The sequence below is a fragment of the Jeotgalibacillus sp. 10bf12 genome (assembly GCF_055597105.1).
The window spans coordinates 2,630,803-2,644,583 of record NZ_CP200276.1 but is presented as its reverse complement, the minus strand read 5'-3'; the positions used below and the strand labels follow the sequence as shown (position 1 = coordinate 2,644,583).

The window sequence follows — 13,781 nt, the reverse complement described above, 5'->3', positions numbered from 1 at the left end:
AGTTTTTGTATTACCGGTGTTCTTTATAGCCATCTTTCTTTGTTAAGGATTTCAGCACTTCAATTTCTTCTCTCGTTAAAGGCGGCTGATTGATCGCTTTAATATTCTCAGTTACCTGTTCAGGTGAACTTGCGCCAGCAATGATTGTGGATACTTCAGGGTGGGCGGCATTAAATAAAAGTGCAATTTCAGTTAATGATCTGCCTTCAAAGAGTTGTTCAAGCTTTGGCAATAAGTCTTTAAGTTCTGATTCAGTATAATGGACAAAGCCCTCGTGCTTAGCCAGCTTCTCTTTATATTTTGCAGACAATAAACCTTTAGCAAGCGGACCTCTTGTAATGACGGAAACGTCGTTTTCTTTCAGGACTTCAAAAGCCTGTTCTTCAGGTCTGCGATCGAGCAGGCTGTATTGCATCATATTAGAATCCGCAGAAGATCTGGGCGCATACTCACGGATCACATTCGGCCGGATCGAAGAAAACCCGTAAGATCTGATCAGCCCTTCTTTTTTCAGTTCATCAAATGCTTCAATCGTTTCGTCAATTGGATCATCAAGTGTCCCGCCGTGAAGCTGATAGAGGTCAATGTAATCAACCTGGAGGCGTTTAAGACTATTTTTGACCTGTTCCTTTATGTAGGGTTTTGAGGGGTCCCAGTTCCAGCCGCTCAGATCATCCTTTGCACGGTTCCCGACTTTAGTGGCAATGAGCACTTCACTTCTGATTGGCTTTAATGCCTGTCCGACAATTTCTTCGTTTGTACCATAATCATATAAATCAGCTGTATCAAAATAGTTTATCCCATTCTCATAGGCAGTTCTGATAATATTCTCAGCTTTTTTTGAATCTGTTCCGAGTGACATACAGCCTAAACCGAGCACTGAGCTTTCAAGTGGTGATGAACCAATTCTTCTTTTTTCCATATTCATTCTCCTCTCTTTAATCATCATATTCTCTTATTTATGCCCATTCAAACAATGCGTGAGGCAATCGCCGGAAAACATTGATACAATACAACTATAAAGGAGTGAACGAAATGAAGAAATTTGAAGAAAAAACGATCACGAAAAATGAGCTGTTCAAAGGCAAAATTATCAGCCTGCAGGTTGAGGATGTTGAATTGCCGAACGGTAAAACATCAAAAAGAGAAATTATTAAACATCCAGGTGCGGTCTGTGTGATTGCAAAAACAGATGACGATAAACTGATTATGGTTGAACAGTATCGTAAAGCGCTTGAAAGGTCCATCGTAGAAATTCCAGCTGGAAAGCTTGAGCCCGGAGAATTACCCGAGGTGACTGCAGAGAGAGAACTTGAAGAAGAAACAGGATATGGGTGCAGAACGTTGACTCATTTAATCTCATTTTATACGTCACCCGGATTTGCTGATGAATTGGTGCATGTCTACAAAGCAGAAGGCTTATATAAAATTGAAGATGCACATGATACCGATGAAGATGAATTTGTTGAATTGATGGAGGTTACCCTTGAAGAAGCAGAGGAGATGGTATTGAATCAGCGCATTTATGATGCTAAAACAGCATATGCAGTTCAATACCTCCGCCTGGAGCAGCTGAGAAACCTTACATAGAGTTCAGCTTCCTGCATAGAATGGTTGTGCAGGGAGGAGGATACTTTTGAAGCCGAATATTAGTAGTAATATTTTACATTACCTGTCAAACCACCTGGCCTATTATATTTTTATTTTAATCCTACTGGCAGGAGGCACAGCTGCGGGGGCACTATTAGTGAACATTTATGCACCTCTGCATATCATGCCTGATATCCAATTTGGTGGAAATGGTAAAATCTTAAGTGCAATGATGATCGATTTACTCATATTGTTATTCATCTGGACTTCCGGATTTACCTTAGCCGGGTTGCCGGTTGCCTGGTTTTTAATCTACATGAAAGGCTGCCTTTTTGGTTTTGCGGCAGGACTGATGTTATATGATGAGGGCCTTAGAGGACTTATCGAAGCAGCGATTGTGCTCTTACCGCATAATCTGATTATCATCACTGTCTATGTTATTTTAGGTGCTGAATCCTTAATCCTTGCAGGGCAGATCTGGAAAGGCATTGGCGCAAGGCAGCCTTTTATATATACTATTAAAAGTATTGGTGCTGCGTATATGATGTTATTTGCAGCTGCCGCGGTTGTTACATGCTTTGCGGGAGTGGTTGAATATTATGTGCCAGGCTTCTTGATTAGAATTTTTATTACATAAAAATTAGTTTTATATAATAACATTTAATACTCTTAATTAATAATGATTATTGTTTGCAAATAGTATACCGTTTGTTATAATATTGATGATATTGTGAGGGAGGGGTATTTGTGGAGAATCGTATTGACAGAATTAAAAAGCAGCTTCATTCAGCAAGCTATAAATTAACCCCTCAGCGTGAAGCAACAGTCAGGGTATTACTTGAGAACGAAGCGGACCACCTCAGCGCAGAAGATGTCTACTTATTAGTGAAAGAAAAAGCGCCTGAAATCGGTTTAGCAACTGTTTATCGCACATTGGAGCTTCTATCAGAACTAAAGGTAGTCGATAAAATCAATTTTGGAGACGGTGTCTCAAGATATGATTTGCGTCAAGAAGGTGCAGCCCATTTCCATCACCATTTGATTTGTCTAGAGTGTGGAGCTGTTGATGAAATACAGGATGATTTGCTTGAAGATGTTGAAGAGATTGTGGAACGCGACTGGAAATTTAAAATAAAAGACCACCGTTTGACATTTCATGGTGTATGCCATCGATGCCAGTAATAAATACTTAACCATGCATATAAGTGCATGGTTTTTTATTTTATAAAACCCTGATTTTCCAACAGAAAGATGACTTTCTTCTTTTTAAACATTAAAATATAGAAGAAGCGGGGTGAGCTGATGAAAGACCAGTTACAGGACTTTATACAATACATGATCATTGAAAAAGGGCTCTCAAAAAACACGATTCAGTCGTATGAAAGAGATCTGAGGAGTTACACTGAATATTTAATTAAAGTTGAAACAATCAGTCAGGTGTGTGATGTACAGCGACTTCATATACTTCAGTTTTTCCAATACTTAAAACAGCAGGGAAAGTCAGCTAAAACAATTGCGAGGCATACCTCTTCAATCAGATCTTTTCACCATTATTTAATGAGAAACAGATTGTGTGATCAGGATCCGACTGAACATCTGAATACACCTAAAGCTGAAAAGACATTGCCGAAGGTCTTGAGTATAGAAGAGGTTGAAGCATTACTTGAAAGCCCTGATATGACAAAGAAAACCGGACTGAGAGATAAAGCGATGCTTGAAGTACTATATGGCACAGGCATGCGGGTCAGCGAATTAATCAACTTAAATATGGATGATATCAACATTGATATGGGGTTTATTAAGTGTCGTGGAAAGGGAAATAAAGAAAGAATTATACCCATTGGTCAAGCGGCCACAGCTGTTATTTCTCAATATTTAAGAAATAGTAAAGGACGAAAGCCTGGGGAACAGGCTTTATTTCTCAATCACCATGGGCGAAGACTCAGCAGGCAGGGTTTTTGGAAGATTTTAAAAGCGCTCACTGATAAAGCAAGGATTGAAAAGGAATTGACGCCACACACGCTTAGGCATTCATTTGCTACTCACCTGCTTGAAAATGGTGCTGATTTGAGAGCGGTTCAGGAGATGCTCGGACATGCTGATATCTCAACGACACAAATCTATACACATGTTTCCACAAAACGAATCAGAGAAGTTTATTCCAAGTTTCATCCGAGAGCGTAACTCCCGGAAAAATAAGTTGTCAGACTTCAGACGTTTCTCTTGTAAGAGCGGTCAATAAATAGGTACAATAAAATCAGTTGATTAAGGAGGAAGATCTAATGAGTGATAAGAAATTTAAACGTATTCATCTCGTAGTTATGGATTCTGTAGGAATCGGAGAAGCACCTGATGCAGAAGCATTTAATGATAAAGGCGCGCACACTCTTGGGCACATTGCAGATCATATGGGTGGTCTGAACATGCCGAATATGGGGAATCTTGGATTGTCCAATATAGAAGAAATTAAAGGCATTTCACCGGCTTTAAATCCTCTTGCTAAATATACTAAGATGCAGGAAGCCTCAGTTGGTAAGGATACAATGACAGGTCACTGGGAGATTATGGGCCTTAATATCGATACACCTTTTAAAGTCTATCCTGAGGGTTTTCCAGCGGAGCTGATTCAGGCCCTTGAAGAAAAGACAGGACGTAAAGTGATTGGGAATAAGCCTGCAAGCGGTACGGCTATTTTAGATGAACTAGGTGAAGAGCATATGCAGACTGGTGCATTAATTGTCTATACTTCCGCTGATCCGGTGCTGCAGATCGCTGCTCATGAAGATATTATTCCGATTGAAGAGCAGTATAAAATCTGTGAAATTGCAAGAGAACTTACATTAGATGAGAAATACCTTGTAGGACGCATTATTGCAAGACCATTTGTTGGAGAACCGGGTTCTTTCAAACGTACATCTAACAGACATGACTATGCGTTAACGCCATTTGACCGGACAGTTATGAATGAATTAAAAGATGACCAGCTTGATGTGATTGCGATTGGGAAAATTTCAGATATTTATAATGGTGAAGGTGTAACTGAATCAATTCGTACATCAGATAATATGGATGGAATGGATAAATTCATACAGACATTTGATAAAGATTTTACAGGTCTGAGCTTTTTAAATCTTGTAGATTTTGATGCGCTGTATGGACACAGACGTGATCCTGAAGGGTATGGTAAAGCACTTGAAGAATATGATGAAAGATTGACTGAAGTATTTGAAAAAATGACAGATGATGATCTGCTGATTATTACAGCTGACCACGGTAATGACCCTGTTCACCACGGAACAGATCATACGCGTGAATATGTTCCGCTTCTAGCCTATTCGCCGGCAATTCATAAAGGTGGAGAAATTCCTTTAAGAGAAACATTTGCAGATATTGGCGCAACCGTGGCAGAAAACTTTAATGTGAAGGCACCTGCATTTGGTAAAAGCTTTTTGAAAGAACTGCTGAAATAATTTTTACTGATTCAGGGCAGTTTAACTGCCCTGAATCAATACAATAAATATTGAAAAGAGGCATCATTATATGAGAATGGTAGATGTAATAGAAAAGAAAAGAAATGGTAAAGAGCTGACGACTGAAGAAATTAATTTTGTTATCGAAGGATACACAAATGAAACAATTCCTGATTATCAGGTAAGCGCTTTATTAATGGCGATTTACTTTGAAGGAATGTCACAGTCAGAACGTGCTGACCTTACGATGGCAATGGTGGAATCAGGGGATCAGATCGATTTGTCAGCAATTGAAGGAATTAAAGTAGACAAGCACTCAACAGGTGGTGTCGGTGATACGACAACATTAATTCTTGGACCACTGGTTGCGGCTGCAGGCGTACCTGTTGCGAAAATGAGCGGACGTGGACTCGGCCACACAGGCGGTACGATTGATAAGCTTGAAGCAGTACCGGGCTTCCATGTAGAGTTGTCGAGTGATGAGTTCACCCGCCTTGTGAATGAAGAAAAGCTAGCAGTAATTGGACAGAGCGGAAATCTTACACCTGCGGATAAAAAGCTTTATGCGCTGCGTGATGTTACTGCAACTGTGAACAGTATTCCACTGATTGCATCGTCAATCATGAGTAAAAAAATTGCTGCAGGGGCAGATGCGATTGTGCTTGATGTAAAAACCGGCGCGGGGGCATTTATGAAAGATGAAGCACAGGCTCGTGAGCTTGCTGAAGCAATGGTGAAGATCGGGAATAATGTTGGCAGACAAACAATGGCTGTTATCTCCGATATGAGCCAGCCACTCGGTTTTGCAATTGGAAATGCACTTGAAGTGAAAGAAGCAATTGATACACTTAAAGGAGAAGGACCGGAAGATCTGACCGAGCTGTGCTTAGTACTTGGCAGCCACATGGTTGTCCTTTCGAAAAAAGCAGAAACGCACGAAGAAGCTAGAAAGATGCTTGAAGATGCAATTGCTAGCGGAGAGGCACTTAACCGCTTTAAGGCTTTTCTTGCCGGACAGGGCGGGGATGCATCAGTCGTAGATGATCCTTCAAGACTTCCTCAGGCTGAACATAAAATTGAACTCCCTGCAAAAGAAAGCGGAAAAGTCAGTCGCATTATTGCTGATAATGTTGGAACAGCTGCGATGTGGCTTGGTGCAGGAAGAGCAACTAAAGAGAGTGAAATTGACCTTGCAGTTGGACTTCTTCTTCAAAAGAAGGTTGGGGATGATGTAAAAGAAGGAGAATCTCTCGTTACCATCTATGCAAATGATTTAACGGAAGTTGAGAAAGTAAAAGCAAAACTGTATGAGAGTATCGAAATCTCAGCAGAAGGTCACGCACCTGCATTAATTGTTGATCAGGTGACAGGAGCATAATCATGAGAACCGCAGCTTAATAGCTGCGGTTTTTTTATGTATAAAAATAGCATTAATCAGCAATCATAATAAAAACCTCTAAAGGGCGTGTGTGAGTTGAAGAAGCTATTACATTTATTTTGCTTCAGTTTGTTTTTCTGTATTTTTTCACAAGCCGGTGCAGCTGAACTGAATTTAGATAAAGTTAAATCAGGCATTTTAGTAGATGCAGATTCAGGAATGGTGCTTTATGAACAGAACAGTAAAGATCAGCTTCCACCAGCTTCAATGACAAAGATCGGTACACTGCTGCTGATTATGGAAGAGATCGATCAGGGCAGGCTCACGTGGGAAGACGAAGTGACTACGAGTGATTCTGCAGCAGGTATGGGTGGTTCTCAAATTTATCTGAAGCAGGGTGAGAAGATGACAGTGAAAGAGATGGTAAAGGCAATCTCAATTGCTTCAGCAAATGATGCTTCTGTAGCCATGGCAGAACACATTTCAGGTTCAGAAGAAGCTTTTGTGAAAAAGTTAAATGATAGAATCGATCTTCTCGGTCTAAAGAATACCCATTTTAAAAACGTAACCGGTCTTCCGGAAAACGGACACTTAAGCTCTGCATATGATATGGGTATGCTTGCAAGAGAATTGCTAAAATATGAAGAAATCACCGGATTTACAGGCACATATGATGATTATTTAAGACAGGATACAGATCCTTTTTGGCTCGTTAATACAAATAAAATGATCAAATCATATCCGGGTGCTGACGGATTAAAAACCGGATACACAAGTGAAGCAAAATATTGCCTGACCGCGACTGCCAAAAGAGGAGATATGCGACTGATCAGTGTTATTTTTGGTGCAGAGTCTTCTAAGGAAAGAAATCAGCTTTCAGCTGAAATGCTGAATTACGGCTTCACAAATTACGTGACGAAATCATTTAATCAGCAGGGAGAAACAATTGCTGAAGCTGCTGCAGATAAAGGGTCCCCAGAAAAAATTGACATTGTTTTAAGCCAGGACTTAAAAGTTATTGAGAAAAAGAATGAGAGTGCTGAGTATAAAAGAAAAATTACAATTAAAAAAAATATAAATGCACCGCTTAAGAAAGGCGAAATGGTCGGTTATGTAAGCGTATATAAAAATGGAAAAGAGATCTCAAGAGGAGCGTTGGTCTCAAAAGAAGACATCAAACGAGCAAAATGGTCAGCATTATTCACACGAACATGGAAAAAATCCTTTTTTGCTAATTAAGTCGAAAAACTACTTCTTTTTTCTAGTATTGTCACCTTGCAGGATTAGCTGGTTTCAATCGTGAATACACCGGATTACAGCTGCAAAAACACCAGCTGAAGAAGGAGGAGTAGGTATGGCGTGTAAAGTGGAAGCTGAAGTCAAAGGAAGTGTACTGCTGCTTAGAATGAGTGGAGAGCTTGACCATCACGAAGTAGGGCCTATTCGTAAAGAGCTTGCAGATTTAATGGAAAGCGATTCGATCAGACACATTATTTTGAACCTCAAAAACCTGGAATTTATGGACAGCTCAGGGCTTGGTCTGATACTTGGGAGATATAAGTATCTGCAGAAAATCGGAGGCAACATGGTGTTATGTGCAGCCACACCGGCTGTCAAAAGGCTGTTTGAAATGTCCGGTATGTATAAAATTCTTATGGTTGAAATATCTGAAGAGAGAGCGCTTTCGAGATTGGAGGCTGTCCAATGAAAAATAAACTGGTCTGCTACTTTACTTCAGTCAGTGAAAATGAAGCACTGGCAAGAATGATTGCTGCATCATTTGTTGTGCCATATGACCCGACATTAGGTGAATTGAGCGATATTAAAACAGTTGTTTCTGAAGCTGTGACTAATGCGATTATACATGGTTATAACGAAGAAGGTTTTCATGAAGTCTGCATGAAATTATCAATGGAAAACAGAATCCTGACAATCGAAATAGAGGACCACGGCAAAGGGATCAGTGAACTGACAGAAGCTATGCAGCCTCTTTATACATCAAGGCCTGATATGGAAAGATCAGGAATGGGTTTTACAATTATGGAGCATTTTATGGATCAGGTAGAAGTAAACTCATCTGAAGATCAGGGGACGATTGTCAAAATGGTGAAGCAGTTAACCGCTGTTAAAGCCAATTGTATGTAGAGGATCATCAGATGAGTGTAAATTCGATTAATCATGAAGAGGTTCGTGAGTGGATCAGGCAAAGTCAGAATGGTGACCAGCAGGCACGGGATAAAATGGTCGAACAGAATGTCCGGCTGGTCTGGTCGGTCGTTCAGCGATTTCAACATCGGGGCTATGAACTCGATGATTTATTTCAAATTGGATCAATTGGACTTCTAAAAGCAGTAGATAAATTTGATCTGTCCTATAACGTAAAGTTTTCTACTTATGCTGTTCCAATGATCATCGGAGAAATACAGAGGTTTTTAAGGGATGACGGCACGGTTAAGGTGAGCAGATCAATTAAAGAGCTTGGCTATAAGGTTAGAAAAGCCAGGGAACACTTATCGGCAGTTCTTAATAAAGTCCCTTCACTTTCTGAAATCGCCACTTATCTTGAAGTGCCGGTAGATGACATTATTCTTGCCCAGGAAGCTTCAAAAGCTCCTTCATCTATTCATGAAACAGTATATGAAAGTGAAGGAGATCCAATTACACTTTTAGATCAGCTTGCAGGACAGGATGATCAGTGGTTTAACCATATAGCACTTAAAGAGGCACTGATGACATTAGATCACAGAGACCGCATGATTATTTTCTTCAGGTATTTTAAGGATTGGACACAATCAGAGGTAGCAAAAGAGCTTGGTATTTCCCAGGTGCAGGTATCACGTATTGAAAAAAAAGTATTATCCTCAATCAAAGAGTGGCTTGAAGAAGAACAGATTGTGTAAGGGGGGTGAAGAGCGTGAAGACTTATATTGAGATGAAATCAAAAGTAACCCTTGAAGGTGGTCCGGTCCGCCTGAGGGATATTGCTGATATCTGGACACCTTCAGGAACAAAAAGTGATTTAAATGAACGAGTGGTCCTCGATAAGATCGATGGCAGATATTCAATTATCTCAAGTATGGAGATTCTTCGTATAATAGGACATTCGGATATCGCTGTTACAGGCAGCACTCATACTGTAATCGAACGCCTTGAGTCAACACGCTCTTCATCAATTTTGTTGTTTACGGTATGGCTTTTCTTATTTACAGGATCAGCGCTCACAATTATGTATTTTCATGAAGATGTCAGTATGGCAGAGACGCAGCTCGTTATCGTAAATATGCTTGGGAGTACCCATCCGAACTGGTTTCATATTCCTTATTCAGCCGGTATTGGTATTGGGATGCTTTTATTTTTTAATCGCCTAATAAAAAAGCAGTTCAATGATGAACCGAGTCCCCTGGATATAGAAATCTATAACTATGAAAAATCAGTAGAGGATTATGTCAGAACGACTGAGCAAAAGAAATGACTTTACTTACTAACCTGATTACTGCATTCACCGGAATTGCAGGAGGATTTGCCGTTGGTGGAGGGTTTGTCGCATTTATTTCTGTACTGGGTGTACTTCCGAGAGTGGTCATTATGACTTCCCTGCGAGCAAATCTGACAAGCCTGGAATGGTCACTGATTATCGGGGCACTCTCAGGAACAATTGCGATGTACCTGCCAATCAGTTTAAATATGTCAATGGCGGTTCCTATACTGGGATTACTATCCGGTGTATTTGTCGGTATGATGGCAGCAGCATTAACGGAAGTTTTGAATGTGATTCCGCTAATTACAAGGAGACTCAAAATAGCAGGAAGTCTTGAATTGATTATCACAGCAATCATTGCGGGAAAAGTAGCCGGTTCACTTTTTTACTGGCTGATCTTTTTACCGGTATGGAAGGGTTGAATATAATGAAAAAACTCCCTAAAAAAAATCGGGAATTAGACAGTCGGTTAAAAGAAGCCGGTCTAGGCTTAAGTTTTGATTTTATCGTTAGAAGAATAGACTTTGGTGATCAGAACATTCATCTTTATGCCGTAAATGGTCTTTGCGAAACGCGTTTTATCATGGAAATACTTGATGAATTAAGTGCGTTGCATGAAATCGATCGGAGAAAGAATTTTAAAGCGCTTGTCGACCAGAGAATCATTCATCACGCTGTTGAAAAAACCGATTTGGAAGATGAACTGATCAGACAGGTGTTTTCAGGTTTAATTGCACTTAAGGTAGACGGCGAGGATGATTGCTTTCTCGTTGATGTCAGATCGTACCCGGGCCGCCAGCCTGAAGAACCCGATAATGAGAAAGTAGTACGCGGTTCAAGGGATGGGTTTGTGGAAAATATTATTGTGAACACTGCTTTGACCAGAAGAAGGATCAGGGATAAAGGAGTCAGGTTTGAAATGCTCGAACTTGGTGAACGCTCGAAAATGGATGTTGCGATTGGTTATATAGAAGGAATTGCGAATAAAGAGCTCGTTGATATTATTAGACAGGAAATTAATCAGATTCATACAGATGGCCTGATTATGACAGATAAATCCCTTGAAGAATATATCGTGAAACAGGGCTTTAATCCATATCCTCTTGTCAGGTTCACAGAAAGAGCAGATATTGCTGCTGAACACCTGCTAGAAGGACATATTTGTATTTATATCGATACATCCCCGAGTGTGATCATTGCTCCTTCGACATTTTTTCATCATGTACAGCATGCTGAGGAATACAGGCAGTCACCTGCAGCCGGAACATTGCTCAGATTTATCAGATTTTCAGGCATTGCTGCTTCAATCATATTGCTGCCGCTCTGGTATCTGATGGCAATTGACCCTTCTTTAAAGCCGGATTCATTGTCATTTATTGGTGTGAAGGAAGATGCAGCCGTTCCATTGATCCTTCAGCTATTACTAGCCGATATCGGAATAGAGTTTTTGAGGATGGCTGCTATTCATACACCTACACCGCTTTCTACAGCGATGGGTTTAATTGCAGCTGTACTGATTGGGCAAATTGCGATTGACGTTGGATTGTTCGTGCCGGAAGTTATTTTGTATGTAGCAGTCGCATCGATTGGAACTTTTGCAACGCCAAGCTATGAGCTTAGTATTGCAAATAAATTTGCACGTATATATCTTTTGATACTTACCGCATTTTTCCATACAACAGGTTTTATCATTGGCATTACGGTATTGATAGTTTTTCTGGCGCAAATGCGTGTCTTTACTGTGCCTTATTTATGGCCATTACTACCCTTCAGGCCACTCGCGCTTTTACAGGTCGTCGCAAGGGTTCCGGTTACAGGTACTCTGATTAGACCAATGATCGTTAAGACAGAGGATCGTGTCAGACAAAAGCGCGCTCATTAATCAATTGCATTAAAACGCTTTACTGTGGTAATGTACTTACTATCTATTAATGATATTCTGCAGTAAAGAAGGGATCGTAACATGCATTATTATGGCACATCATCAATTAATGAAAAAGGTCATCTAACGATTGGCGGGGTAGATACAATTGAACTTGCTAATAACTTTGGGACTCCGCTATATGTTTATGATACTCAGCTGATAAGGGAACGTGCCCGCGGCTTTAAAGACACTTTTGAAAAACTTGGTGTTTCATCCCAGGTAGCATACGCGAGTAAAGCTTTTTCATCAATCGCTATGATTCAGCTGATTGCTCAGGAAGGCTTAAGTCTTGATGTCGTTTCAGGCGGAGAATTATACACAGCGCTAAAAGCAGGATTTGATCCGGAAAAAATTCATTTTCACGGGAACAATAAGAGCCCTGAAGAAATTTCTATGGCACTTGACGCCAATATTGGCTGCTTTGTTGTGGATAATTTCTATGAGATTGAGCTTTTATCCGCTATTTGTGAAGAAAAAGATAAAAATGCTTCCATTTTACTTCGTGTAACGCCTGGTATTGAAGCGCATACACATGATTATATTCTGACAGGACAGGAAGATTCGAAATTTGGTTTTGACCTTCAAAATGGACAAGCTGAAGAAGCTCTAAAAATTGTTCTCAAAGATCATCATTTTAATGTGCTTGGTTTACATTGTCATATCGGTTCTCAAATTTTTGAAACGACCGGTTTTATCATGGCAGCTGAAAAGATGATTGAAAAGATGGCAGACTGGAGCGCATCTTTAAATTTCAAAGCTGAAGTATTAAACCTCGGAGGCGGTTTTGGCATAAGATATACAAAAGAAGACGAACCGCTGGCACCAGGTAAATATGTAGAAGACATTATCACAAAAGTAAAATCACTGATGGCAGAACATCAGCTTTCAATGCCTGAAATCTGGATTGAACCAGGCAGATCCTTAACAGGGGACGCAGGTACTACTTTATATAAAACTGGTTCATCTAAGCATGTTCCTGAAGTAAGAAACTATCTTGCAGTGGATGGTGGGATGAGTGATAACATAAGACCTGCTTTATATAATGCAAGATATGAAGCGGTTATCGCAAACCGTCCTGAAGATGAAGCAGATTCAGTCGTCTCTATAGCTGGAAAGTGCTGTGAGTCAGGGGATATGCTTATTTGGGACCTGCCGATCACCACACATCAGCCGGGAGATATTCTTGCAGTATTCTGTACTGGTGCTTATGGGTATGCAATGGCAAACAATTATAACCGGATTCCAAGACCGGCAGTTGTATTTGTTGAAAATGGTCATGCAGAATTAGTGATAGAAAGAGAGAATTTTGAGGATCTCATTAGACACGACCTGCCGCTGAAATTTTCAGGAGCGGATTTAAAATAATGAAAAAACAGAATGCAATTACTTTTATCGTCTTACTGATACTGGCTGTGATCTGGGGTATTATTTACTGGATTTTTATTGTATAAGGACAAAATTGAAAAGTTCTGATACATTTAGTATGATATGGTACGGTGTAAGAGCTGTGCAGATTTAACCGGATCAACTGCTGTTAATACTTCAGCAGATTACGATTACGCTTGGTGAGGAGTACTGTATGTTAATTCGTTATAAAAAGTCCTTTGAGAAAATTGCGATGGGGCTGATGTCCTTTATGCCGACAGAAAAAGACATTAAGCAGTTGCAACAGTCGATGAAGCAGTATGAGGAAGAAAAGAACTATCAGTTGTTTTTGTGGAAGGAAGAAGATATCATTGGCCTGGCAGGGGTAGTAATTGGAGAAAATCAGATTACGCTCCGCCATATTTCAGTGAATCCGTCTCACCGAAACGAGGGAGTAGGACAACGTATTGTTGCATCACTTAAGGATATGTATACAGAAAAAGAATTGGTAAGTACTTCTTATACAGAAGGATTTCTTCAGAAATGTGAAGATAATGAAACCGCAGCCGAATAAAA

At 40.1% G+C, this 13,781-nt stretch carries 16 protein-coding genes; 15 read left to right on the top strand and 1 reads right to left on the bottom strand.

Annotated elements, in window-relative coordinates; all coding sequences use genetic code 11:
- Positions 1 to 10: 10 nt before the first annotated feature.
- Positions 11 to 922 carry an aldo/keto reductase gene (locus DH10bf12_RS13760; protein WP_471735834.1) on the bottom strand — a complete coding sequence of 304 codons (912 nt, stop codon included), beginning with the start codon at positions 920 to 922 and terminating at the stop codon, positions 11 to 13.
- Positions 923 to 1,035: 113 nt separating this feature from the next.
- On the opposite strand from DH10bf12_RS13760, the gene DH10bf12_RS13755 reads away from it, so the two are divergent.
- From DH10bf12_RS13755 to DH10bf12_RS13685, 15 genes are all read left to right on the top strand, one after another.
- On the top strand, positions 1,036 to 1,590 hold the full coding sequence (locus DH10bf12_RS13755; RefSeq protein ID WP_471735833.1) for an NUDIX hydrolase: 555 nt from the start codon (positions 1,036 to 1,038) through the stop codon (positions 1,588 to 1,590).
- A gap of 46 nt (positions 1,591 to 1,636) precedes the next feature.
- On the top strand, positions 1,637 to 2,227 hold the full coding sequence (locus DH10bf12_RS13750; protein WP_471735832.1) for a stage II sporulation protein M: 591 nt from the start codon (positions 1,637 to 1,639) through the stop codon (positions 2,225 to 2,227).
- A 110-nt stretch (positions 2,228 to 2,337) separates the two neighbouring features.
- Positions 2,338 to 2,772, top strand: coding sequence for a ferric iron uptake transcriptional regulator (gene fur, locus DH10bf12_RS13745; protein ID WP_471735831.1), 435 nt, complete (start codon positions 2,338 to 2,340; stop codon positions 2,770 to 2,772).
- 120 nt (positions 2,773 to 2,892) lie between these two features.
- Complete coding sequence (gene xerD, locus DH10bf12_RS13740) at positions 2,893 to 3,774, top strand: site-specific tyrosine recombinase XerD (protein ID WP_471735830.1); 882 nt, start codon at positions 2,893 to 2,895, stop codon at positions 3,772 to 3,774.
- A gap of 98 nt (positions 3,775 to 3,872) precedes the next feature.
- Complete coding sequence (gene deoB, locus DH10bf12_RS13735) at positions 3,873 to 5,060, top strand: phosphopentomutase (RefSeq protein WP_471735829.1); 1,188 nt, start codon at positions 3,873 to 3,875, stop codon at positions 5,058 to 5,060.
- 70 nt (positions 5,061 to 5,130) lie between these two features.
- Positions 5,131 to 6,438, top strand: coding sequence for a pyrimidine-nucleoside phosphorylase (locus DH10bf12_RS13730; RefSeq protein WP_471735828.1), 1,308 nt, complete (start codon positions 5,131 to 5,133; stop codon positions 6,436 to 6,438).
- 87 nt (positions 6,439 to 6,525) lie between these two features.
- A complete protein-coding gene (locus tag DH10bf12_RS13725; RefSeq protein ID WP_471735827.1) occupies positions 6,526 to 7,677 on the top strand; it encodes a D-alanyl-D-alanine carboxypeptidase family protein in 1,152 nt (383 codons plus the stop codon).
- Positions 7,678 to 7,792: 115 nt separating this feature from the next.
- Positions 7,793 to 8,146 (top strand): anti-sigma F factor antagonist, encoded by a 354-nt coding sequence (gene spoIIAA / locus DH10bf12_RS13720; protein ID WP_404403614.1) that lies wholly within the window; start codon positions 7,793 to 7,795, stop codon positions 8,144 to 8,146.
- Positions 8,143 to 8,583, top strand: a complete 441-nt coding sequence (spoIIAB, locus tag DH10bf12_RS13715; RefSeq protein WP_471735826.1) for an anti-sigma F factor — start codon at positions 8,143 to 8,145, stop codon at positions 8,581 to 8,583. The genes spoIIAA and spoIIAB overlap by 4 nt, the downstream gene beginning before the upstream one ends.
- A gap of 11 nt (positions 8,584 to 8,594) precedes the next feature.
- Positions 8,595 to 9,338, top strand: coding sequence for an RNA polymerase sporulation sigma factor SigF (gene sigF, locus DH10bf12_RS13710; protein WP_471735825.1), 744 nt, complete (start codon positions 8,595 to 8,597; stop codon positions 9,336 to 9,338).
- A gap of 14 nt (positions 9,339 to 9,352) precedes the next feature.
- On the top strand, positions 9,353 to 9,910 hold the full coding sequence (locus tag DH10bf12_RS13705) for a stage V sporulation protein AA (protein ID WP_471735824.1): 558 nt from the start codon (positions 9,353 to 9,355) through the stop codon (positions 9,908 to 9,910).
- Positions 9,907 to 10,338 carry a stage V sporulation protein AB gene (locus DH10bf12_RS13700; protein ID WP_471735823.1) on the top strand — a complete coding sequence of 144 codons (432 nt, stop codon included), beginning with the start codon at positions 9,907 to 9,909 and terminating at the stop codon, positions 10,336 to 10,338. Before DH10bf12_RS13705 ends, DH10bf12_RS13700 begins: the two co-directional genes overlap by 4 nt.
- A gap of 5 nt (positions 10,339 to 10,343) precedes the next feature.
- Positions 10,344 to 11,798: a spore germination protein gene (locus DH10bf12_RS13695; protein WP_471735822.1), complete on the top strand. Its 1,455-nt coding sequence runs from the start codon at positions 10,344 to 10,346 to the stop codon at positions 11,796 to 11,798.
- Positions 11,799 to 11,879: 81 nt separating this feature from the next.
- Positions 11,880 to 13,205, top strand: coding sequence for a diaminopimelate decarboxylase (gene lysA / locus DH10bf12_RS13690; protein WP_471735821.1), 1,326 nt, complete (start codon positions 11,880 to 11,882; stop codon positions 13,203 to 13,205).
- A 214-nt stretch (positions 13,206 to 13,419) separates the two neighbouring features.
- Entirely contained in the window at positions 13,420 to 13,779 is a 360-nt protein-coding gene (locus DH10bf12_RS13685) for a GNAT family N-acetyltransferase (protein WP_471735820.1), read from the top strand.
- Positions 13,780 to 13,781: the final 2 nt, after the last annotated feature.